General features: G+C 67.5%; 13 protein-coding genes. 12 read left to right on the top strand and 1 reads right to left on the bottom strand.

Translation table 11 applies throughout. The features are described 5' to 3' along the window. Positions 1 to 197: 197 nt before the first annotated feature. Positions 198 to 4,310, top strand: a complete 4,113-nt coding sequence (locus AB0N05_RS22205) for an AAA family ATPase (RefSeq protein WP_364697290.1) — start codon at positions 198 to 200, stop codon at positions 4,308 to 4,310. Positions 4,311 to 4,524: 214 nt separating this feature from the next. Then, positions 4,525 to 7,647 carry an NAD-glutamate dehydrogenase domain-containing protein gene (locus AB0N05_RS22200; protein WP_364697287.1) on the top strand — a complete coding sequence of 1,041 codons (3,123 nt, stop codon included), beginning with the start codon at positions 4,525 to 4,527 and terminating at the stop codon, positions 7,645 to 7,647. A gap of 181 nt (positions 7,648 to 7,828) precedes the next feature. Here the strand turns inward: AB0N05_RS22200 and AB0N05_RS22195 are convergent, their stop codons facing one another. Continuing rightward, a complete protein-coding gene (locus AB0N05_RS22195; RefSeq protein WP_364697285.1) occupies positions 7,829 to 9,355 on the bottom strand; it encodes a PucR family transcriptional regulator ligand-binding domain-containing protein in 1,527 nt (508 codons plus the stop codon). Positions 9,356 to 9,496: 141 nt separating this feature from the next. Here AB0N05_RS22195 and AB0N05_RS22190 point away from each other — a divergent pair, with 141 nt between their 5' ends. The 10 genes from AB0N05_RS22190 (at position 9,497) to AB0N05_RS22145 (ending at position 24,040) form a co-directional block, all read left to right on the top strand. Beyond that, a complete protein-coding gene (locus tag AB0N05_RS22190; RefSeq protein WP_364697282.1) occupies positions 9,497 to 10,927 on the top strand; it encodes an aminobutyraldehyde dehydrogenase in 1,431 nt (476 codons plus the stop codon). A gap of 46 nt (positions 10,928 to 10,973) precedes the next feature. Continuing rightward, entirely contained in the window at positions 10,974 to 12,314 is a 1,341-nt protein-coding gene (gene gabT, locus AB0N05_RS22185) for a 4-aminobutyrate--2-oxoglutarate transaminase (protein WP_364697279.1), read from the top strand. Between the two features lie 14 nt (positions 12,315 to 12,328). Then, complete coding sequence (locus AB0N05_RS22180) at positions 12,329 to 13,786, top strand: NAD-dependent succinate-semialdehyde dehydrogenase (RefSeq protein WP_364697276.1); 1,458 nt, start codon at positions 12,329 to 12,331, stop codon at positions 13,784 to 13,786. 140 nt (positions 13,787 to 13,926) lie between these two features. Then, positions 13,927 to 15,465 (top strand): APC family permease, encoded by a 1,539-nt coding sequence (locus AB0N05_RS22175; RefSeq protein ID WP_364697273.1) that lies wholly within the window; start codon positions 13,927 to 13,929, stop codon positions 15,463 to 15,465. 15 nt (positions 15,466 to 15,480) lie between these two features. Further along, a complete protein-coding gene (locus tag AB0N05_RS22170; protein ID WP_364697270.1) occupies positions 15,481 to 16,446 on the top strand; it encodes a nitrilase-related carbon-nitrogen hydrolase in 966 nt (321 codons plus the stop codon). Further along, complete coding sequence (locus AB0N05_RS22165; RefSeq protein WP_364697267.1) at positions 16,446 to 17,471, top strand: agmatine deiminase family protein; 1,026 nt, start codon at positions 16,446 to 16,448, stop codon at positions 17,469 to 17,471. Before AB0N05_RS22170 ends, AB0N05_RS22165 begins: the two co-directional genes overlap by 1 nt. A gap of 147 nt (positions 17,472 to 17,618) precedes the next feature. Next, positions 17,619 to 18,983, top strand: a complete 1,365-nt coding sequence (locus AB0N05_RS22160) for an NAD(P)/FAD-dependent oxidoreductase (protein WP_364697264.1) — start codon at positions 17,619 to 17,621, stop codon at positions 18,981 to 18,983. A 103-nt stretch (positions 18,984 to 19,086) separates the two neighbouring features. Continuing rightward, positions 19,087 to 20,262: a hypothetical protein gene (locus AB0N05_RS22155; RefSeq protein WP_364697261.1), complete on the top strand. Its 1,176-nt coding sequence runs from the start codon at positions 19,087 to 19,089 to the stop codon at positions 20,260 to 20,262. After that, positions 20,262 to 22,145 carry a protein kinase gene (locus tag AB0N05_RS22150; RefSeq protein ID WP_364697258.1) on the top strand — a complete coding sequence of 628 codons (1,884 nt, stop codon included), beginning with the start codon at positions 20,262 to 20,264 and terminating at the stop codon, positions 22,143 to 22,145. Before AB0N05_RS22155 ends, AB0N05_RS22150 begins: the two co-directional genes overlap by 1 nt. Beyond that, positions 22,142 to 24,040: a serine/threonine-protein kinase gene (locus tag AB0N05_RS22145; protein ID WP_364697255.1), complete on the top strand. Its 1,899-nt coding sequence runs from the start codon at positions 22,142 to 22,144 to the stop codon at positions 24,038 to 24,040. Before AB0N05_RS22150 ends, AB0N05_RS22145 begins: the two co-directional genes overlap by 4 nt. Positions 24,041 to 24,054: the final 14 nt, after the last annotated feature.

Raw genomic sequence — 24,054 nt, 5'->3', positions numbered from 1 at the left:
CTTACCCGTATCCCCAGATGCGGCCAAATACGGGCGCTATGACGTGCGCTGAAACACGCCCCTTCCCCCGGCCCGCTCCGACGGCCAACTTGCCTCGGACCGGAGTTCGGGTCCGACTTGTCCGGCGAGCACTTGTGGGGAATCGCTAAACTACGGCCTGTCCTGCAAGATCGGTCAAGCGCACCCGGGGGTACAGAGTGAGCCGCAACAACGACGGCCTGCCCATGCTTCCACCCTGGCTGTCGGAGAGCGAAGTCACCGAATCCGGTTACGAAGCCCCCGTGGAGAACCTCCCCCAGGACGAGCTGATCCCCGAGGAGAAGTCCTCCGGCCGCCGCCTCTTCGGCCGCCGCAAACCCCGCAAGGACGCCACCCCGGACCCGGCCCCCCAGCCCCCCGCCCCCGCACCCCGAGGCATCGACACCCCGCGCCCGCCCGCTCCGCAGCAGCCGCTCACCCCCGACTCCGGCCACCGCCCCCACCCGAACACCGGCGAATCCGGGCAGCGCCCACCCCAGCCGGACACCCGCGAATCCGGGCAGCGCGCGCCCCTGCCGGACACCCGCGAATCCGGCCAGCGCCCACCCCTGCCGAGCACCCCCGAGTCCGAGCAGCGCGCGCCGCAGCCGCCGACTCCCCCTTTCCCGCACCGCAACCCGGGCACCCATTTCAATCTCCCCGGCTCCCAGCCCAACCCGCGCCCCGACGCGCAGCGACCGGATGCCCAGCACCCGTCCCCCGGCCAGCCGTCCCACCCGGGACAGCCGCCGGTGCCGGCCCGGCCGTCCAATCCCGCGCAGTCGGGCGAGCCGTCCAATTCCGGCCAGTCTTCGCAAGGTTCCCCCACCCCGCCCGCCAACGGCCAGCGCTTCGACCTCCCCCCGACCTCGGGCCCGCAGTTCAACGCGCCCCCGGCTCCCAGCGCCCCGCCGGTCCAGCCCGCACCGAATCAGTCGCAGCCGGCCCCGCCCGCACCCCTCGCCGACCAGCGCCCCCCGCTGCCGCCGTCACCGGGCGCCCCGGTCCCCGGCCCGCCCTCGGCTCCCGAGCACCAGCCGACCCCGCCGTCCACCAACGGCAACTCCCAGTTCGTGCGCCCGCCGCTGCCTCCCTCACCGGAGTCCCCGAAGCCGCCGACCCCGGACGCGGAGCGCCCCAACAACTCTCGCCCCCAGCACAGCAAGTCCGGCTTCGCGGCCCCCGGCCTCCCGCCGCTGCCGCCCTCCCCCGAGCCCCGGCACGGTGCCTCCGCACCGTCCCCCGCCTCGGAGGTCCAGCCCCCGACGTCCCCGGCATCCGAGCCGACGGCACGCCCGTCGCTGCCCCCGCTGCCGCCGTCCCCCAACGCCGCCGCGACTCCCGAAACCGATTCCCCCACACCGGAATCGACCCCCACCTCGGACACCTTCCCCGAGGCGGTAACGCGCCGCATGCCGCTACCGGAACCGATCGGAGCCTCCGGCCCGATCCCTCCCCTCGCCCCCGCACCGACTCCGGTCGACCCCCTCCTGGGCACCGCCGCAGGCGACCCACTGGGCGCAGTGCTGGGCATGTCCGGCGACACACCCCCGAATCCGGTTCCGGCCGCACCGAACCCGGCCCCCGCCGCGCCTGATTCCGCTGCCACCGAACCACCCGTGGCAGCGGACGACAGCACTCCGGCCGACGTGGCCGACGAGTCAGCTCGCGACGCGGAGACCATTTCCCCGGCCGCTGCGGACACTGCGTCCGTCACGAACCACGAACCTGCCCAACCGGATTCGTCGCCGTCAACCACTGATGCGATCGACACCGCCCCAGCGACCGAGGCCGCGCCAGCGACCAACGGTGGCCCGTCGACCGAGGCCGCGCCAGCAACCAACGGTGGCCCGTCGGCCGAGGACAAAGCCCAGAGTTCCGGCCCCACGACCGACACCGGCCGCCACCGTGCCCTCGACGCACCCCTCCCCTCGCACGCGCTCCCCCGTTACCCGGCCCCGGAATCCCTCCCCCCGCAGCCGAACCCCTCAGCGGGCCCATACGGCCCCCGCGGCACACACCCCCAAGCTCCGGGCCCCATTCCCCCAGCCCCGGGCGAAGACCGCCGCTGGATGTCCCCGCCCGCCCAGCACACGGCACCGCACCCCCCAATCCCCCCGGCCCCGAACGCCCCCGCCCAACCCTCCACATCGGGCAATGGCTTCCAATCCGGCCCCCAGCCGCAGGTCCCCGCGCCGCATCCCACCTCGGGCCCCTTCGCGCCCCAGCAGCCTCCCGCGCCGCAGCAGAACCCGGCGTCCGGCCCGTTCACCCCGCAGCACCCGACATCGGGACCGTTCGCGCCACAGCAGCAGAACCCCGCACCCGGCCCGAATGCGCCGCACCCGACGGCTGCGACGGGATCATTTGCACCGCAGCACAATCCGAATTCCAGGCCATTTTCAGCGCAACAGAATCCGGCGTCCGGGCCATTCGCGCCGCAACAGCAGAACCCTGCCCCCGGCCCGAATGCGCCGCACCCAAACGCTGCGACAGGACCATCTGCACCCCAGCAGAATCCCGCCTCGGGACCGGCCGCGCCGCAACAGCCCCCTACGTCGGAACAATTTGCCTCACAGCAAGACCCCGCATCGGGACCGTTTGCGCCACAGCAGCAGAACCCTGTTCCCGGCCCGGATGTGCCACACCCGAATGCCACGACGGGATTGACCGCACCGCAGCACAATTCGGCTTCCGGGCCGTTTTCGGCACAGCAGAATTCGGCTTCAGGGCCGTTCGCACCGCAATCGGATGCCGCAGCACCATTTGCGCCGCAGCAGAACCCGTGGCAGCAAGCGCCGGGGCAGGGGCCGCCGCCGCACGGGCAGTTCGCGCCTACCGGCGGGGCGCCGATCGGGCCGCGCACGGATGCCGGTGTGGGGCAGGCGGGACCGACCGGCTCTGACGATGCGGCTGCGCCGACATCGACGTTCGATGTAGCCGATGCGCCCGGGGTGCAGCCGAATCCGCAGCAGCCGGACTCCGCGATGGGGCCTGCCACGTCGGCGGACCCTGCGATGGGACCATTCGAGCAGCAGAGCCCGGCGGCGGAGCCGTTTGCGCCGCCGATGGGCGAGGCGTCGGGACCGCATGCGCCGCAGCAGAACCCGTGGCAGCAAGCGCCGGGGCAGCCGGGTGGACAAGGCGGGCAGCCGCAGGGTGGGTACCCGGGTGGCGGCGCGCCTGCGCAGCCGAACTGGGGTCCGCAGGGACAGCCGGGCGCGCACCAGCAAGGGCAGCCGGGTTGGGGTGGGCCGGGGATGGGTCAGCCGGGTGGTTACCCGGGGGCGCAAGGTGGTCAGGCTAATTGGGGTGGTCAGGGGCAGCCGGGTGGGTATCCGGGTGGGCCTGGGATGCCGGGGCAGCCTGCGCCTTCGTTGGATGATGTGCCTTTGCGGCGAGCCACCAAGGCTCCTGGGTCGGGGTGGCGGAAGGCTGTGCACCATATCTCCGGGGGGCAGATCAATCCTGGGATGTCGCCGGAGGAGCGGCGGTTGCAGGAGTTGGTGGCTCGGATTCGGCAGCCCGTTCGGGGGGATTATCGGATTGCGGTGCTGTCGTTGAAGGGCGGGGTAGGGAAGACGACTACGACCATGGGGTTGGGGTCGACTTTTGCGTCCATTCGCGGGGATCGCGTGGTTGCGGTGGATGCGAATCCGGACTTTGGGACCTTGTCGCAGCGGGTTTCGTTGCAGACTCGGTCTACGGTGCGGGATTTGTTGCTGGATCCGGATATTCAGCGGTATTCGGATGTGCGGCGGCACACGTCCCAGGGGACCAGCCGGTTGGAAGTACTTGCGAGTGAGCGGGATCCGGCCATGTCGGAGGCGTTCAGCGAGGAAGAGTATCGGGCCGTCGCCCGGATTTTGCAGCGGTTCTACAACATTATTTTGACCGATTGCGGTACGGGACTTATGCATTCGGCCATGGCGGGTGTGCTGGATTTGGCGCATTCGCTGGTGTTGATTTCGTCTTCTGCCATCGATGGTGCGCGTAGTGCGGCTGCGACTCTGGATTGGTTGTCACTGCATGGGCACGACCATTTGGTGCGCAATGCGGTGGTGGTGATCAATCTGCCGCGGCCGGGCGCGCCGAATGTGGGGATCAACCAGCTGCGGGACTACTTCTTGTCGCGCTGCCGGGCGGTCCACATCATTCCGTACGACCAGCACCTGGGTGAGGGCGCGGAGATCGACCTACACCGCCTGAGCAAGGCAACCAAGCGCTCCTACGTGGAACTGGCCGCAACCGTGGCCGACGACTTCGCCACCGACCACCGCCGCCACCGCTGAACGACCCAGTTGCATGCCTTCTCGACAGTTGCAGGCCCTTACAACGCCTGCATCTGTTGAGAAGGCATGCAGCTCGCGCGTGGGTCTTTCTCGGCGGCAATGGACAGGGCGGCGGGTTGGGCGGGGGTGCGCACGCCGGTTCGTCCACTGTGTTGTGAGTCTCAATGCGGCAGATTTGCTGCGGACGGACCGATCACCACAGGGAGTTGAACGGATGCACCGCGGAGCAGGCACCGGCACGCTGGACGAGCAGCGGATCGATGCTGTCCCCAGGCTGGAATTCGAGCGGATTGCGGGAGAGCCGCCCGCGGCGCGATTGGTCTGGCATGGGGCACCCCCGCAGCTGACCGAGTTGATCGAGGCTTTCTCAGCGCTGGGCTTGCGGGTCGATACCCATGAGGTGAGTGCCGACGGTGATGCTGTCGTGCATCGGTTCACGTTCCGGCCCACAGCTTTTGCGCTGAGCGAGGAGACCGGCGAGCTGATTGCCGCCGCATTCTTGGCGGCCGTGGACGGGACCGTCGAGGTCGACGGGTTCATCGGGCTGATCGGCACGGCCGAGCTCGACTGGCACGACGTGGTCCTGGTGCGCGCCGCCTGCCGTTATCTACGTCAGGTGGGCCTGCGCCTGGGCGAGGCCACGGTCACCGAAATCCTTTCCGCCCATCCCGAATTCGTGCGCGCGTTCGTGGAGTTGTTCCACGCCCGGTTCGATCCGGCACGCAGTGCGGGACGCACCGAGCTCGCGGCCGCCGCGGATGCGGTCGTGCTGGGTCGGTTGGAGGAGGCGGCGACGCTGCCGGAGGATCAGCTGCTGCGCGGGCTGCACACCTTCTGCACGGCGGTGCTGCGCACCAACTGGTATCAGCCGGGCCGTGAGGTGGCCGCGTTCAAGGTGGACCCGTCCCGGCTGTCGATCTCGGCTCCGGTCACGCCGTATCGCGAGATCTTCGTGCACGCGGCGCATGTCGAGGGCAGTCATGTGCGCGGCGGCGCGATCGCCCGCGGCGGCCTGAGATGGTCGGATCGCGCGGATGACTTCCGCACCGAGGTACTCGGGTTGATGAAGACCCAGACGGTCAAGAACGCGGTGATCGTGCCGACGGGCGCGAAGGGTGCGTTCGTGGCGCGACGCGGGACCGATCCCGCCGCAGTCGAGTTGGCGTACGCGGCGTTCATCGGCGGCCTGCTCGATGTCACCGACACTATGACCGACGGCGCGATCACCTCGCCCGCGCACTGCGTGGTCTATGACGATCACGATCCGTATCTGGTGGTCGCGGCCGATAAGGGCACCGCCCGTTTCTCCGATCTGGCCAATGGCATTGCCGTGTCTCGCGGTTTCTGGCTCGGCGACGCGTTCGCCTCGGGCGGTTCCAGCGGCTACGACCACAAGGCGCTGGGCATTACCGCGCGCGGCGCGTGGTGCTCGATCCGCCAGCATCTGGCCGAGCTGGGTATCGACGCGGATGCCCAGCCGTTCACGGTGGCGGGCATCGGCGATATGTCGGGCGATGTCTTCGGCAACGGCATGCTGGAGACGGATCGAATCCTGCTGGTGGCGGCCTTCGATCACCGGCATATCTTCCTCGACCCGAATCCGGATCCGGTGCTCTCGCACAAGGAGCGCCGCCGCCTGGCGGGTCTGGAACGCAGCAGCTGGGCGGATTACGACCGCGCCCTCATTTCCGAGGGCGGTGGCGTCTGGCCGCGCACCGCCAAGTCGGTCCCGCTATCCCCGCAGGTGCGTGAGCGGCTGGGTGTCACGGCCACGGAACTGCCTGCGCCGGAAGTCATTCGAGCGATTCTGAGCACCGAGGTGGACCTGCTGTTCAATGGCGGCATCGGAACCTATGTGCGGGGCGGCGACGAGCCGGACACCGAGGTCGCCGATCCGGTCAATGACGAGGTGCGAATCCCGGCGTCCCGGTTGCGCTGCCGGGTGGTCGGCGAGGGCGGCAATCTGGGACTCACTCAGCGGGCGCGCATCGAGTTCGCGGTGGCGGGCGGCCGGGTGAATGCCGATTTCATAGATAATGCTGCGGGCGTGGCGATTTCGGACCGCGAGGTCAACCTCAAGATCGCGCTGGCCACCGCCGTGACCGCGGGTTCCCTGTCCCCGGACGAGCGAGATCGGCTGCTGGCCAGTAATGCCGAGGCGGTCGTCGCGGCGGTGCTCGCCGACTGCGATCGCCAGGCCCTGGCCATCAGCCTGGCCGAGGCGCACGCCCCCTTCCTGATCGATCGGCACGGCCGTTTGATCGAGAACCTGGAGCAGGCCACCGGCCTGGACCGCAGCGCCGAATTCCTGCCCACCCCTGCGGAACTCACCGCTCGCCGCCGAGCGGGAACCGGCCTGGTGCGCCCGGAGATCGCGGTGCTGCTGGCCATGGCCAAGAACCTGGTCCGCGATGAACTCCTCGCGGCCGGTGTCATCGACGATCCGGTGGTGGCCGGAACCCTGTTCGGCTACTTCCCCGAATCGGTGCGCGTCCGCCTGGGTGAGGAGGTGCTGCGCGAGCACCCGGTGGCCCGCGAGATAGTGGCGGTGGCGGCCGCCAATCAGGTGATCAATCGGGTCGGCCCCGGCATGATCCACCGGCTCGAGGAGCGGCTCGGCGCGGGCACCGCGCAGATCGTGCTGGCCTGCACCGTCGTTCACACCGTGCTCGATATCGACCGCTGGTGGCGCGATGCCCTGACCCTGCCCGGCGTCTCGCCCCGGGTGCGGATGAGTGCGCTGAATGGCATTCAGGCCGCCGTGGAGCAGGCCACCGCCTGGCTGCTCACCCACCATGGCGGCGGATCGTGGTCCGGCGAGATCGACCGCCACGCCCCGCTTGTCGCGGAATTGATCGCCGTCCTGCCGCGACCCGGCGGGCATACCGAACGCGACCTGGCGAACCTGCGCCTGTTGTCGCAGGCACTGCCCCTGAGCGATACCGCCCGCCGCTCACAACTACCGGTGCCATTGGTGGCACAGACCTATAGGGTGCTCGGCGAACTCATCGGATTGGACTGGCTGGCATCAGCTTTCGACGCCAAGCCCGCATCCGACCACTGGGAGACCCTCGCGGCAGCGGTGCTGGCCGACGAATTACAGTCCCGCTGGCACGCCCTGACGGCGACGGTACTCGCCGACGCGCACCCCGCCTCCTCGGCCCGCGACCTGGTGACGAGATGGAGCGAAACCGACTCCGCCGCAAGGCTACTGGAGCTCGTCAACCACCTGCGCCGCTCCAACGTTGTCGATATCGCCCGATTGTGCGTGGTCAATGCGCGATTGGCCGAAGCAGCCGGGACCGTCATCGGCACACAAACGGCCGAAGCCACCTGAACCGTCACCGCCGCACAAACAGCCGAAGCCACCTGAACCGTCACCGCCGCACAAACAGCCGAAGCCACCTGAACCGTCACCACCGGACAAACAGCCGAAGCCGCCGGGACCGTCATCGGTGCGGAAGCGGACGAGGCGGCCGGAATCGTGACCGTAGCGACAATGGCCGAGGGGTCGGGGGTCAGCGCCGGGCGATGATTGCGAGTAGCAGCTCGGCGCGCACACGGGCCGTGTCCAGCTGACAGCCGAGCACGGATTCGATTTTCACGATTCGGCTGCGCAGCGTATGCCGGTGCACGCCGAGCGCATTGGCTGCCGCCTCCCACTGCCCGTGCGCCTCGAGGTAGGCGCGCAGCGAGTCCACCAGGTTGGTGCCGTGCCGTTCGTCGTAGTCGACGAGCGGTGCGAGCATGGCGTCGGAGACCGCGCTGAGTATCCGCTGGGCCTCCGGGAACGACAGCAGGGAATGCCCGGCGAGTGCGGAGAGCTCCAGCGGGCTCGCGCCGGGCAGTGCCGCGGAGGCGGCGAGTTCGGCGTGTTCGATGGCGGAGGCGAAGCGCCGCAAGGGATGTGGGGCGCTGAACCCGGCCCGTACACCGGCACGCACACTCGCGGGCAAGCTGCGCAGCAGCAACTCGGCGGATTCTTCGGTATCGGCTCCGGACAGCAGCACGGCGACCCGCTCACCGGCGAGGTGCGCAAACAGTTGCCTGCTCAGGTTGCGCAGCTGCTCGTCGACGGCCTCCACGACCTGTGCGGCCGTTTCCGTAGAATCGCAACGCAATACCAGCGCCCGCACCCGCCCGGACCGGTCGGCGGCCGGGGCCAGATGCTGCCATACGGTGTCGAGCGCGGTCGCCTCCTCCAGCAGCATGCCGATGGCCTGAGTGTTCAAGCGGTTCTGCGCGATTCGCAAGCGCGCGGGCTTCTCGAAATCCAGGGCGAGCAGTGAGCTGGCATGCCCGAGCAGCACCTGGTCGACCGGGCTGAGCGGTGACGCGGTCACGACGGCGAGGTGCCCGTGCGCGGCCGGTCCGGCGGCAATGGCCTGTACGGCGATGAAAGTACCGGGGGCCGTGTGGATTACGCCGCTGGTCGTCCCTTCCCCGCGGGTGCCGATGAACTCGGCGATCTTCTCGGTGATATCGGCGGGCACCCGTCCGGGATGGGCTTCGGCCACCACCCCGTCGACCCCGACCACGATCACGGTGGCCGAGAGCGCCGCCGACAATTCCTTGATGACAGCCGGTACGCCCGCGATCGCCGCGCGGGTCATGCGCGGCTGCGCGCGCGAGGCCCGCATCACCTTCTCGTATTCCTGCTCCCCCAGCCTCTGCATGACCTTCTTGGCAATGGCCCCGAACGGCGTCGGCAGCGGCACTTCGAACAGTGGCAGCCCGAGCCGATCGGCGGCCTCGACGAGGTCGTCGGGCACATGATCGTGCGAAAGCCCCACGCCGAAGCCGACCCCGGCCACCCCCACCGAGTCCAAATCCTCGAGGTAGCGCAGCCGATCGGGGCGACTGAGCGGCAACCCCATCCCGGTGGTCAGGACGAGTTCCCCGCCGGAGAGCCATTGCTGCGGTTCGGTGAGCTCCGAGGTGAGGGCGAGGGTGATCTCCCTGCCCAGTCCGGAACCGCCGCCTTTCAGCACCAATCCGAGCTCGGGCTGGGTCAGGACCCACCGGACCGGAATACCCGTGCTCATAGCTCTCCCGCAGCAACTGGACAAAAAGGTGAAACCTCATTGTGGCGGCACGCCGATTCGGCAGGTGACGCAGGGGTGTGTCGCGCAGCACACTCGGTGGCAATCACGCACAACCGCCACATCGCACGAGAACGGGCAGACATGACGACGGAAATGCTTCGCAATTACATTGACGGCCAATTCGTAGCCGCCACCGCCGCGGAGTCGTTCGAGCTGATCAGCCCGGTGGACGAGACCGTGACCGGCCGCAGCCCGATCTCGGGCCCCGCCGATATCGATGCCGCCGTGGCCGCCGCGTCCGCCGCCTTCCCGGCATGGAAGGCCGCCACCCCCGGCCGCCGCCAGGCCGCCCTGCTCAAACTGGCCGATGCCCTCGAGGCCAATTCCGATGCCTTGGTCGAGGCCCAGTGCCGCGATACCGGCCAGCCCAAGCACCTGGTCGCCTCCGAGGAGGTCTCCACGGGCGCGGATCACCTGCGCTTCTTCGCCGGTGCGGCCCGCCTGTTGGAGGGCAAGTCGGCCGGTGAGTACATGGAGGGCTTCACCTCCTATGTGCGCCGCGAGCCGGTCGGCGTCATCGGTCAGGTGACGCCGTGGAACTACCCGCTGATGATGGCGATCTGGAAGATCGGCCCGGCCTTGGCGACCGGCAATACCGTCGTCCTCAAGCCCAGTGACACCACCCCGCGCAGCACCTTGGTGCTGGCCGAGCTGACGCAGGGCATCCTGCCGGACGGCGTGCTGAACGTGGTGCTCGGCACCGCGAGCTCCGGGGCCACGCTGGTCTCGCATCCGCGCCTGGACATGGTGGCCATCACCGGTTCGGTGCGCGCGGGCATCGAGGTCGCCACCGCGGCCGCGCACCAGGTCAAGCGCGCGCACCTCGAACTCGGCGGCAATGCACCGGTTCTCGTGTTCGGCGACGCGGATCTCGCGACCGCCGCCGACCGCATCGGTGATGCCGCCTACTTCAACGCCGGTCAGGATTGCACGGCCGCCACCCGCGTGCTGGTGCACGAGTCGGTGCACGACGCCTTCGTGGAGGCCCTGGTGAAGAAGGCGCAGACGGTGCAGCCGGGCCTGCCCGACAATCCGGAGGCCGCCTACGGCCCGCTCAATAATATCCGCCACTTCGAGTCGGTCACCGGCAAGATCGCCGCCCTGCCCGCGCATTCCACCATCGCCACCGGCGGTGTCCGGGTCGGTGAGCGCGGCTTCTACTTCGCGCCGACCGTGGTAACCGGTGTGCGACAGGATGATCCGATCGTGCAGGAGGAGATGTTCGGACCGGTCATTACCGTGCAGTCCTTCTCCGATGAGGCCGAGGCGGTCCGTCTGGCCAATGACGTGGAGTACGGCTTGGCCTCCAGCGTGTGGAGCCGTGATCACGGTGTGGTGCAGCGGGTTTCGGCGGCGCTGGACTTCGGCGCGGTCTGGGTGAACTGCCACATTCCGCTGGTGGCGGAGATGCCGCACGGCGGGTTCAAGCGCTCCGGCTACGGCAAGGACCTGTCCGCGTATGGCGTCGAGGACTACACGCGCATCAAGCACGTCATGAGTGCACACGACTGATTCCGGCCACCACGGCCCCGAAACCTACTTCCGCAGAGAGACTTTCATGACCGAGATCAGCTACCGGATTCCGCAGCGGCGGGTGCTCCGGACCGCCCTGCCCGGACCGCGTTCGCAGGAGTTGGCCCTGCGCCGCAAGGCCGCCGTCGCCGCGGGCGTCGGCTCGACCGCCCCGGTGTACACGGCCGATGCCGATGGCGGCGTCATTGTCGATGTGGACGGCAATGCGCTCATCGATCTCGCCGCCGGTATCGCGGTCACCAGTGTCGGCGCCTCGCATCCGAAAGTCATTGCGGCGATCAAGGATCAGGCCGAGCGGTTCACCCACACCTGCTTCATGGTGGCCCCCTATGAGGGCTATATCGAGGTCGCCGAGCAGCTGGCCGCGCTGACCCCCGGTGATCACGAGAAGCGCAGCGTGCTCTTCAATTCCGGCGCGGAAGCGGTGGAGAACGCCATCAAAGTGGCGCGCCTGGCCACCGGCCGACCCGCGGTGGTCGCCTTCGATCACGCCTATCACGGCCGCACAAACCTGACCATGGCGCTGACCGCGAAATCCATGCCGTACAAGCAGAATTTCGGTCCGTTCGCGCCCGAGGTCTACCGCATGCCGATGTCGTACCCGTTCCGCGATGGCGGCCAGGACGGTGCGGCCGCGGCACGGGAGGCGATCACGCGGATCGAGAAGCAGATCGGCGCTACCTCGGTGGCGGCCATCATTATCGAGCCGATTCAGGGCGAGGGCGGATTCATCGTTCCCGCACCGGGATTCCTGCCCGCGCTGGCCGACTGGGCGCGCGCCAATGGCGTGGTGTTCATCGCCGATGAGGTGCAGACCGGTTTCGCCCGCACCGGCGACTGGTTCGCCTGCGATCACGAAGGCGTTGTCCCGGACATCATCACGATGGCCAAGGGCATTGCGGGCGGCATGCCGCTGTCGGCGATCACCGGCCGCGCCGAGCTCATGGATGCGGTGCATCCGGGCGGCCTGGGCGGCACGTATGGCGGTAACCCGGTCGCCTGTGCCGCGGCGCTGGCCGCCATCGATGCCATTCGCGAGCATGACCTGAATGGCCGCGCCCGCCAGATCGGCGAGATCGCACTGAAGCGTTTCGATGCACTCGCGCAACAGGTTTCGGCCATCGGCGACGTGCGTGGCCGTGGCGCGATGCTCGCGCTCGAGTTCGTCAAGCCCGGCACCACCGAACCCGATGCCGCAGTGACCGCCGCCATCGCCGCCCGCTGCCTGGAGCAGGGTGTTCTCACCCTGACCTGCGGCACCTTCGGCAATGTGATCCGGCTGCTGCCGCCGCTGGTGATCGGCGACGACCTCTTGAACGAGGCCCTGGACGTGTTGTGTACCGCCATCGGCGATCTCGCCGCGTAATCGAAGGAAATCTATTGTCCGAGTTCGACTTCATTCGCGCTCTCGTTCCCACCGGTGTGTGGATCGATGGAGCCGCGGTCGCCGCGCAGAGCGGCGGCACCTTCACGGTGTCCGATCCGGCCACCGGTGACGTGCTCACCGAGGTGGCCGACGCGGGTCGCGAAGACGCCCTGCGCGCACTGGATTCGGCCTGCCGGGTTCAATCCGACTGGGCCGCAACGGCTCCCCGGGAACGTGCGGCGATCCTGCGGCGGGCCTGGGAGATCCTGCTGGATCGCACCGAGGAGATTGCGCTGCTCATGACTCTCGAGATGGGCAAGACCATCGCCGAGAGTCGCGGCGAGGTCGCCTACGGCGGCGAGTTCCTGCGCTGGTTCAGCGAGGAGGCCGTCCGGATCGGCGGGCGCTACACCACCGCGCCCGCGGGCACCGGCCGCATTCTGGTCACCCAGCACCCGGTCGGCCCGGTGCTGGCCATCACGCCGTGGAACTTCCCGCTGGCCATGGGAACTCGCAAGATCGGCCCGGCGCTGGCCGCCGGGTGCACGGTGATCGTGAAGCCCGCCGAGGACACCCCGCTCACCATGCTGGCCCTGGCCGCGATCTTCGCCGAGGCCGGACTGCCGGAGGGTGTGCTGTCGGTGCTGCCGGGCAGCGATGCCGCCGCCATCACCGCGCCGCTGCTGGCTGATCCGCGCCTGCGGAAGGTGACCTTCACCGGTTCCACCCGCGTCGGCAAGCTGCTGCTGCGGCAGGCCGCCGACAATGTGCTGCGCACGTCGATGGAGCTGGGCGGCAATGCCCCGTTCATCGTGTTCGAGGACGCCGACCTGGACCAGGCTCTCGAGGGCGCGATGGCGGCGAAGATGCGCAATGGCGGTGAGGCGTGTACGTCGGCAAACCGTCTCTACGTGCACAATTCGGTCCGCGAGGAGTTCGCTTCCCGCTTCGCCGAGCGGCTGGCCGCGCTGCGCGTCGGTCCCGGTTACCGGCCGAACGTGGATCTCGGTCCGCTGATCAATGAGCGGCAGCGCACGACCGTCACCGAGCTGGTGGACGATGCCGTCGCGGCCGGAGCCGTGGTCCGCACCGGCGGTAAACCGATCGAAGGCCCGGGCTACTTCTTCCAGCCCACAGTGCTCGACAATGTGCCGCGTACGGCCCGCATGCACCGGGAAGAGATCTTCGGCCCGGTCGCCGCGATCTACGGTTTCGATACCGAAGCCGATGTAGTAGCAGCCGCCAATGACACCGAATTCGGTTTGGCCGCTTACCTGTTCACGAAAGATCTCGATCGCGCTCTGCGCGTGAGCGACGCCCTCGAATCCGGCATGGTCGGCATCAATCGCGGCGTCATCTCCGATCCGGCCGCTCCCTTCGGTGGAGTCAAGCAGTCCGGTCTCGGCAGCGAGGGTGGGTCCGAGGGGATCCACGAGTACCTCGACACCAAATACGTCGCACTCACTCGCTGACGTCATCCGGCACCCCGGCCCCTGCGCCGGATCTCGTGCCCACCCGACCGTTCCGGGTCGGTATCTCCACCGTGGCGCGGCCAGGGCGGGAGCGCACAGATCGCTCCCGCCCCCGCCAGACCCTCGCAAGAGGAGCATCGATGCTCATCCAGAATTCTCCGGGGACGGATTCCGCCCCGGGCGGAAAAGGCTTGGCGACCAATAAGGTCGGCGTGCTGGCCGGTGCGGTGCTCAGCATCGCGTCCATCGCCCCGGCCTATACGACGACCGCCAGCCTGGGTCTGATCGTCGCCGCGGTCGGATTGAAAATGCCCGCGCTGCTGATCGCCGGATTCATTCCGATGTTCCTGGCGGCCTACGCCTATCGCGAGTTCAATTCCGAGACGCCGGATTGCGGAGCATCATTCACCTGGTCGGCGCGGGCGCTGGGTCCGTATGTGGGGTGGATGGCCGGGTGGGGTTCGGTGATCGCGGTGGTGATCGTGCTCGCGAATATCGCGGCGGTCGGCGCGAACTTTCTGTACATGTTCGTGGGGAAGCTGGTGGGGTCCGAGCACCTCGCGACGCTCGGCGACAACAAGCTGATCAATATCGCGACGACGCTGGCATTCCTGGCGGCGGCCGGGTGGGCGGCCAGTCGCGGCATTACTTCGAGTGAACGCGTGCAGTACGTGCTGGTCGGATTTCAGATGACGGTGCTGCTGGTGTTCGCCGGTATGGCGCTGGTGAAGGCCATGTCCGGAGACTCGCCGTCCGGGCTGAGCTTCGATATCGACTGGTTCAATCCGCTCACCGGACTCACCTTGGGCGCGTTCGCCATGGGTCTGATCGGGTCGGTGTTCCTGTACTGGGGCTGGGATACCGCGCTCACCCTCGGCGAGGAATGCAAGGATCCGCAGCGCACGCCGGGCCGGGCCGGAGTGCTGTCCATTCTCACCGTGCTGGGTACGTATCTGCTGCTGGCGGTTTCGCTCATGTGGTACGCCGGGGTCGGCGATTCCGGTATCGGACTGGGCAATCCGGAGACTTCGGACAATGTGTTCGGTGCGCTCGCCAAGCCGGTGATGGGTGGCGGCGGGGAGCTGCTGCTGTATCTCGCGGTGCTGGTCTCCACGATCGCCAGTCTGCAAGCCACCTTCCTCCCGGCGGCGCGCGCCATGCTCGCCATGGGCACCTACAAGGCGCTGCCGAGCCGGTACGCCTCGGTGCATCCGGGGTATCAGGTGCCACGGTTCGCCACTGCCGTTGCCGCCGTGGTCGCGGGTGGTTTCTACACCTTGACCGCACTGCTGTCCGAGCACGTTCTGCAGGACACCATTGCCGCGCTGGGCATCATGATCTGCTGGTATTACGGGCTGACCGCGTTCGCCTGTGTCTGGTACTTCCGCAAGCGGTGGTTCGCCTCGGCCCGCGACTTCGCGTTCAAGCTGCTGTTCCCGCTGCTCGGCGGTTCCATGCTGCTGATCATCTTCGTCATCTCGGTGCGCGAGAGCCTGGATCCCGCAACCGGTAGTGGCGCAGAGATTTTCGGCATCGGGCTGGTGTTCTATCTGGGCTTCGGGATTCTGGTGCTGGGTGCGCTGCTCATGCTGGTGCAGCGCTGGCGGGATCCCGAGTACTTCCGCGGCCGGACGCTGCCGCGCGCGGTGTCGGGTGATCCGATGCCCACTCTCATCTGAAGGTCAGGAGTAATCATGCATGTCGTCACTTGTTTCGAACCGCCCGTCTCGCACGCCCGAGTCGCCGATCGAGTCCGCCCGCCGCTGCGTGTGGCCCTGGTCCAGCATCGGTGGCAGGCCGATGGCGACGCCCTGCGCGCCGAGTTGAGCGCGGGCATCGCCAAGGCGGCCGAACTCGGGGCCAAGGCCGTGTTCCTGCCGGAGATCACCCTGAGTCAGTACCCGGCGTTCGTGCGCGGCGGGGAGAACCCGTGCGCCGATGCCGAAGACCTGGCGACCGGACCCACCTTCACGTTCGCGGCGAAGGCGGCCATCGAGCATGGCGTGTTCGTGCACGCCTCGCTGTACGAGGGCGCCGATCAAGGCGATGGGCTGGGCTTCAATACCGCGATCCTGGTGTCCCCCACCGGAGAACTGGTCGGTCGCACCCGCAAGCTGCACATTCCGATCAGCGCCGGATACTACGAGGACACCTACTTCCGCGCGGGCCCGGCGAACGAGGAGTCCTACCGGCCGCACGCGCACCCGGACCTCGGTGATGTCCGCATCGGCATGCCGACCTGCTGGGACGAATGGTTTCCGGAGGTGGCCCGGCTGTACTCGCTGGCCGGGGCGGACCTGATCGTCTACCCGACCGCCATCGGCTCCGAACCGTCCTTCCCGGCCTTCGACACCCAGCCGCTGTGGCAGCACGTGATCGTCGGCAATGGCATTACCAGCGGCACATTCATGGTGGTGCCCAACCGTTTCGGCGATGAGGGCGAGATCAACTTCTACGGCTCGTCATTCATTTCCGACCCGTACGGCCGAATCCTGGTGCAGGCCCCGCGCGACGAATTCGCCGTGCTGGTGGCCGATCTGGATCTGGATCAGCGCCGCGATTGGCTGGAACTGTTCCCGTTCCTGGACACTCGCCGTCCCGATACGTATGCCCGGCTGACCGCGCCGGTGGATCACGAGCACCCGTTCGGGCGGCCGTGATGACGTGGCGCATGCCCGCTGAGCGCGAGCCGCATCGACGGACTTGGATGGCGTTCCCGCCCGCCGGGTCGGAGATCACCGCGACTCCGGAGGCCGTGACCGAGGCGCGGGCGGCGTGGACGGCGGTCGCTCATGCCGTCGCCGAGTTCGAGCCGGTCAGCATGATTGTCGATCCGGCCGATGTGGCCGCTGCCCGTAGTTGCTTGTCGAGTGCGGTCGAGATTGTCGAAGCACCACTGGATGATGCCTGGATGCGCGATATCGGTCCGACGTTCGTGCATGGCGAGGACGGTGCGGTCGCTGCGGTTGACTGGGTGTTCAATGGCTGGGGCCAACAGGATTGGGCCCGTTGGGACAACGATCAGCTGATCGCGAAGGCCGTCGCCACGGCGGCCGCGGTACCGGTCGTGGATTCGCCGCTGATCAATGAGGGCGGCGGAATTCAGGTGGACGGGGCCGGGACGGTCATCGTCACCGAGACCGTGCAGTTGGACCCCTACCGTAATCCCGGTCTGACCAGGGCTGATGTGGAAGCCGAGCTGCGGCGCACGATCGGCGTCGACACGGTGATCTGGCTGCCGCGCGGGCTGTGGCGGGATTCGCAGCGGTTCGGCACGCGCGGTCACTCCGATATCGTCGCGGCGCTGCCCGCGCCGGGCGTGGTCCTGGTGCACGATCAGCGTGATCCTGAGCATCCCGATCATGCGTTGAGCCGAGAGCTCATGCGCATGCTCGCCGACGAAACCGACTCCGCCGGAAAGCCTTTCGAGGTCGTTCCGGTACCCGCCCCGCGCACGTTGCGGGACGAGGAGGGTTTCGTCGATTACAGCTACATCAATCATTACGTGTGCAATGACGCGGTGATCCTGTGTGGCTTCGACGACCGCAATGACGCCGAGGCCGCTGCCGTGCTGGCCGAGGTGTATCCCGGCCGGGCCGTTGTGACGGTCAACGCCCGGGAGATCTTCGCCCGTGGCGGGGGCATTCACTGCATTACCCAGAACGAGCCGATGCCCCGGCTCTGACGAATCGGTCGGCACGCCGGAGTGGCGAATGAGGGGCCGACCGCTTTGCCAGATTGTCGCGGGCATGTTCCCTGGCGCACACACATACTAGAAACAGCAATCCTCGAGTTATCCCCAAGAAGACTCGATGCTCAGCAAGGAGTTCTCGTGCCTGTCATCACTCGCGACGTCGTCATTGTCGGCGCCGGGCCGTCCGGCCTGACCGCCGCCACCGAACTGCGCAAGTCCGGCCTGACCGTGGCCGTACTGGAGGCTCGCGATCGAGTCGGCGGACGCACCTGGACCGGCGATATCGAGGGCGCGCTGATCGAGATCGGCGGCCAGTGGCTGTCCCCGCACCACACCGCCGCCTTGGGACTCGTCGAGGAACTCGGCCTGAAGACCTTCTCCCGCTACCGCGAGGGCGAGTCGGTATACCTGGCCGCCGACGGCACCCGCCAGCAATTCACCGGCGATGTGTTCCCCGCGCCCGCCGAGACCGCCGCGGAGATCGACCGCCTGATCCAGCTGCTCGACGGCCTGGCCACCGAGGTCGGCGCCGAGCAGCCGTGGGCGCATCCCCTTGCCGCCGAACTGGATTCGGTTCCGTTCAGCATCTGGCTGGAGCGGCAGTCCGAGAACGAGTACGCGCGGGAAACGGTGGCGTTCTTCGTATCCGGAGCCATGCTGACCAAGCCCGCCCACACCTTCTCCACCCTGCAAGCGCTGCACATGGCCGCCGCCCAAGGTTCCTACACCGCACTCGCCACCGACTCCTTCATGCTCGACAAGCGAGTCATCGGCGGCATGCAGCAGGTCTCCCAGCGCATGGCCGCCGCCATCGGCGACGACGTCCACCTGAATTCGCCCGTCCGCAAGGTCATCTGGTCGGAGACCGGCGTCACCGTCATCGCCGACGGCGACCTCGAGGTCCACGCCGCCCGAGTAATCCTGGCCGTCCCGCCGAACCTGTACTCCTGCATCAGCTTCGACCCCCCGCTCCCGCGCCGCCGCCAGCAGATGCACCAGCACATGTCGATGGGCTTCGTGGTCAAGGTCCACGCCGTCTACGAAACCCCCTTCTGGCGCGCGAAGGGCCTGTCCGGCACCGGTTTCAGCGACACCGACTTCGTCTCCGAGGTCTACGACAACACCAACCACGACGCCCCCAACGGCGCGATGGTCGGCTTCATCGCCCACGAACAAGCCGACGCCGTCTTCGATATGGCCCCGGCCGAACGCAAGAAGGCCGTCCTCGACTGCCTCGTCCGCTACCTGGGCCCCGAAGCCGCCAACCCGGTCGTCTACTACGAATCCGACTGGGGCGCAGAGGAATGGACGCGCGGCGCCTACGGCGTCAGCTTCGACCTGGGCGGCATGACCCGCTACGGCCATGACCACCGCGACCCCGTCGGCCCGATCCACTTCTCCTGCTCCGACCTGGCAGGACACGGCTTCCAGCACGTCGACGGCGCGATCCGCATGGGCCGCCGCGCAGCCGCCGCCATCGTGGCCGAGCGCAGCCTGGTCTAGCCCCTCCCCTCCGCACAGAGCATCTCCGCCGGATCACCCCGCCTGATGGGTGATCCGGCGGTATTGTCGCGTGGAGCGCTTCGGGAGGGACCGGGAGGGACGGATGCGTTCCAGGTTTTCTGGCGTCTTCGTAGCCTTGTTCGGGGCGGCGATGCTGATGGTGACCGCAGGCTGCGGCGGGAATGATTCTGGTACACCGGATTACGGCTCCTACCCGACCGCGCGCGGCAGCGCCGACTATGACGGGCAGCCGAGTCGTTCGCGCGGCATTCTGGTGGAATCGCTCAGGCTGGGCGAGCACATTCTCTATGCCAGCGAGGTTGATTCGGAGCTGACGACCGGTCGCGGCGGCGGCGTCAGTGCCGGGTTCCGGGGCTTGAAAAACAACGTGATGTCCGCTGTGACCGCCGACGCCGCGGATCGCTACAACGCGGTGGCCGGGTTCGGTGCTATCGCCGCGAACATGCCTGTCCAGAGCGATGATTCGAGGGCGACGCTGCTGGCGGCGTCCATTGTCTCGTTCCCCGATGAGCAGACGGCCACGGCGGCGGCCGCCGAGATGGATCGAGTCGATTTCGAGCAGAGCACCGACAATGTTCCGGTTGCCTTGGACGCTCTTCCCGGCGCGCTGAGTCATTGGCGACCCGGCATACCGACCATGGGCAGTGTCATGCCGTGGCGGACCCTGGTGATCCGCATGTACACGCAACGCCCCGACCCGGACCTGGGCCGAATGGTGGACCTGGTGACCCGGGCCTTTCAGCGGCAAGTCGCTCTGCTGGCGGATTTCGTCCCGACCCCCGCTGCCGAGTTGGCCAAGCTCACGCTCGATTCGGATCAGCTGTTGACTCATGTGGTGCGGACCGGAGATCCCACGCCGGACGCCTGGGATTTCGCCGTGTACGGCCCGCATCCGTATTCGGCGCTGTTGGGCCGTCCCGCAACCAGTTTCGACACGTTCTCCCGGTATGGAATCACGGCCATCGCGGTGGCCTATGACAAGCATCTGTTCCGACTACGTGATCCCACCGCAGCGATCGAGTACACCAAACATCTGGCGGAAACCGACAACCCGGACTACGCACCGATCAATGGGGTCGCAGGCCAGTCCGGCATCACGTGTGCACAAGCGAAACGTCCTGATCCTCATTCCGACAAGGCCCATCGTTATCGGTGCATTGTCACGCACGGCCCTTATGTCGCACAGGTATTCAGCAATGTGGACATCGATGTGCGGCGCTTGGCGGCGGCTCAGTACCTGGTCATGGGGGATTCGTAGTGCGCGCACTGAGCTCGAGCGATCCGGAATGGCTCGGGTCCAATCACATGGTCGCGGTGATCGGCCGCGGCAGCATGGGCCGGGTATTTCTGGCGCGCACGTCGGCGGGAAGATTGGTGGCGGTCAAGCAGATTCACCGTCATCTGGCCGATGATCGGGAGTTCTTGACACGGTTCCGGCGCGAGGTGGCGGCCGGGCGGGATCTCACCGGCGCGTACACCGCCGCTGTCGTGGACAGTGACGTCGAATCCGAGCGGCCCTGGCTCGCAACCGAATACATAGACGGGCCCGACCTCGGGACCGCGGTGCGGGAATCCGGTCCAATGGACCTCGGCGGACTGCGTTTGCTGGCCACCGGGCTTGCGGCGGCGCTGATCGAAATTCACCGGGCGGGACTGATTCATCGAGACCTCAAACCGGGCAATGTGCTGCTGACTCCCGAGGGTCCGCGCGTCATCGATTTCGGGATCGCCCACGCACCGGACCCCGCCACCCAGGTCACAGCCACCGGGGCGGCCCTCGGGTCGCCCGCGTACATGGCTCCGGAGCAGGCCGAGGGGCGGGCTCCGACGACTGCGGCGGATGTGTTCTCGGTCGGGGTGATGCTGGCCCAGGCCGCCACCGGCGCAAACCCATTCCTGGGTGAATCCACGCCGCAGATCCTCTACAGCATCAAGTATTCGAACCCGGACACCAGCGCCGTGCCGGCGTCGGTGCGTGGTCTGGTGGACGGATGCCTGGCGAAGGATCCGGCGCAACGTCCGACAGCGCCGGAACTGCTGGAGCTGGCGGGCCGGATTCCCGCCGAACCGAGCTGGCCGGAGCCGGTGCGGGCGCGAATCGATGTTCATCGCGCCGAGTCAGGCTGGTGGGTGCGGACCGCCGAGCGGGACACCCACAATCGGGAGGTGCTGGACCGGCTCGAAGTTCGGCGGCGTACTCGGCTGCGGTGGCTGGCGGTGGCGGTCGTGACCGTGCTGATGTTCGGCGGCGGGCTCGTCGGCGTGAGCCGCTGGGCACGGGCCGCCGGGCACCCTCAGCCGGTGACCGACCCGTCGTTCGAACTCACCACAACGGAATGGCGGATCTTGGATGTGTGCAAGGTGCTCGATCTCGCAGTGGTCGGCAAGTTCGGTACACGGAACGGCGAGGTCAATCTGGATTCGGATTCGGATTGCGTTGTAAGAGTGTCCGATTCCGCGAACAAGTCCGTGCGGTTCGAGCTGAAGATCGAATACGCCCTCGATGCGTTGTCCTCATCGAAGCCGATCGGCAGGACGGCAGGCTGGGCATCGATCATCGGTACAGAGTTCGACAGCACAATGTGCCAGCGCGCGATCACCACCACCAAGGAAGGCCTGCGCACCGGCTTGTCATTGACCGCAAGCAGTACCGACGGTGCTGATGCCTGCGCCGTCGCCGAGCAGGGATTGGTTGCGATCATCGGACAGCTCACCCATTACGCACCGCTGCGTAAACTCCCACAGACCTCCGCGCTGCGAATCGATCCCTGTTCAGTAGTCGACCTGAAGCTTGTGGCGGGCATTGCGGGCGATCCGGCCAAGCGCACCTTCACGCCTCACGGTTGTTACGTGGATGGCGTCGACGGCTATGTGACAGTCCAATTGGTCGAGCGCACTCGCCCGGACGGCAATCTCAGCACCACCGCCAACCACACGATGCAGGTGGGTTCCTACACAGCGTATTTCGAGACGTCGTCGGAGAAAATCTACTGCGATCTGAAGTATCTGATACGGCCGACCACGGGAGATAAGGCCGAAGTGTTGGAGGTATCCATACGGGACGCCACGGTGCATCCGAATGCCTGTGACAAGGCCGGACGCATGCTCGCGACCGTGATCCCTCAGCTGCCGAAGCCGTGACCGTCCAGCCAGTGGGGGCCGATGCGCCGCAGTCGATCGGCCGCTATCGGGTGCTGGGGCTGCTCGGTTCCGGCGGCATGGGCAGGGTGCTGCTCGGCGTCGGCCCGGACGGCCGTTTGGTTGCCATCAAGCAGGTGCACGCACATCTGCTGGACAGGCATGAGTACCGGCTTCGGTTCCGCCGGGAGGTGACGGCCGGGATGCGGGTATCGGGAGCTTTCACCGCACCGGTGATCGATTTCGACCTGGATTGCCGAACACCTTGGCTGGCAAGCGTATTCGTCTCTGGTATCCCTCTGAATCAGGCGGTCGCCGACCACGGACCGCTTCCGGTCCCGGCGGTTCGCACCCTTGCGGGCGGGCTGGCTGCGGCGCTGGCCGATATTCACCGAGCCGGGCTGGTGCACCGGGATCTGAAGCCCGGCAATGTCCTGCTGACCGAGGACGGGCCGCGCGTGATCGATTTCGGAATCGCGCGCCTCGTAGAGGGTTCAGGGCAGCTGACGGAGACCGGTACGACCATCGGATCTCCGGCGTACATGTCGCCGGAACAGGCGTCGTCCGAACCGGTTTCGCCCGCGAGCGACATTTTCGCACTGGGAACAGTGCTGACGATGGCCTCGACCGGGCGGAGCCCGTTCGCGGCACCCTCGACGGCCTACACGCTGTTCAGCATCGTGCATACGGAACCCGACCTGTCGCCGGTCCCGGCGGAACTTCGCGAGCTGATCGCAGCCTGCCTGCACAAAAGCCCCGAGCAGCGACCGACGCCCGCCCAGCTGCTGCACTACCTCGGGCCGTTACCCAGTGCAGCCTCGGTATGGCCTGCCGAGCTGCGGGCAGATATCGGACGAAATACCCAAGCGCTCATCGCTTCCTACGGCAGCGCGGACACCACCCGCATGAGCTCATCGAAGGATTTCATTGCCGCCGGGGCGACGTCGAGGACCGATTTCCCGGCCCGATCGACAGGCGGAAACCCCCGATCGAGGCGGGCACATATCGTGCGCCCGCTGCTCATCGTTCTGCTGACGATGACGCTACTGGGAGCGGGCGGGGCGGTCTGGATGCGGCTGACCGAGTCGCATACACCCTCGGAGGCCGAACCCACACTGAGTACCTTGCGGAACTCGGATGCCTGTGCGTGGTTGCGGACGGCGGTCCAGGAGTCGGACCCGCCGAATTCTGGCTGGCCGGAAGATATTTCGTCCTGGAAGTGGACAACCAGCGAGGAATGGGGGTGCCAAGTGAAGGCGGGGGATCAGACCATGGGCCTCTCCCCCGGCACGAGCGTCAAGTGGATGCATGCCACCGGCACCGCTGTGGCAGGACTACCGGTATTGACCTACAACTCCACTCCCAGCTGCGCTCGGGCTGTCTCCTTGTCCGGAGAACAGGGATGGGGAATTTTGCTTTCGATGGAGAAGGCGCAGACCTGCGATTTCGCCGATCGAGTGCTGGCTCGTGTGGTGGCCACTCGCAGCACACCGCCGCAGCGCACCGACACCGCATCGCTCGCCGGAGTTGACGTATGCGGTCTGCTATCCCGAGATCTGTTGAACAACTTGGTCGGACCGATCGCTGAGACACCAAGCGAGGTCTCCGCACACTTGTGCACGTGGCAGGGGGCCGCGGCGGTCAAGCTTCAGATGACGTTGGACGACCCCAGGAGCTACAGATCCGGCGACGTCGTGGAGCTGGGCGATGGCGTACAGGTATTCCGCAGTGGGCAATCATTCTACTGCCGCGTCAACTACCTGCACCGCGCCGTCGGGGATAAGACCGAAATCGCCAGGATCGATATTGATGGGGTTGCCGGTCGACCCGAAAATCGCTGTGACACAGCTGAATCAATCGCCAAGGCCATGATCGCCGAGCTGCGCAAGCTGCGCTGAGGCGAACGGCGGGT

This window comes from Nocardia sp. NPDC051030 (assembly GCF_040683015.1).
Taxonomy (GTDB): Bacteria; Actinomycetota; Actinomycetes; order Mycobacteriales; family Mycobacteriaceae; genus Nocardia.
This window is presented reverse-complemented; position numbering and strand designations above follow the sequence as displayed.

Excerpts from the sequence above, each read along its gene's own strand:
- AB0N05_RS22190 (WP_364697282.1), top strand. The coding sequence starts at position 9,497 with ATGACGACGGAAATGCTTCGCAATTACATTGACGGCCAATTCGTAGCC.
- AB0N05_RS22175 (WP_364697273.1), top strand. The coding sequence starts at position 13,927 with ATGCTCATCCAGAATTCTCCGGGGACGGATTCCGCCCCGGGCGGAAAA.
- AB0N05_RS22195 (WP_364697285.1), bottom strand. The coding sequence starts at position 9,355 with ATGAGCACGGGTATTCCGGTCCGGTGGGTCCTGACCCAGCCCGAGCTC.
- AB0N05_RS22200 (WP_364697287.1), top strand. The coding sequence starts at position 4,525 with ATGCACCGCGGAGCAGGCACCGGCACGCTGGACGAGCAGCGGATCGAT.
- AB0N05_RS22155 (WP_364697261.1), top strand. The coding sequence starts at position 19,087 with ATGCGTTCCAGGTTTTCTGGCGTCTTCGTAGCCTTGTTCGGGGCGGCG.
- AB0N05_RS22165 (WP_364697267.1), top strand. The coding sequence starts at position 16,446 with ATGACGTGGCGCATGCCCGCTGAGCGCGAGCCGCATCGACGGACTTGG.
- gabT (WP_364697279.1), top strand. The coding sequence starts at position 10,974 with ATGACCGAGATCAGCTACCGGATTCCGCAGCGGCGGGTGCTCCGGACC.
- AB0N05_RS22170 (WP_364697270.1), top strand. The coding sequence starts at position 15,481 with ATGCATGTCGTCACTTGTTTCGAACCGCCCGTCTCGCACGCCCGAGTC.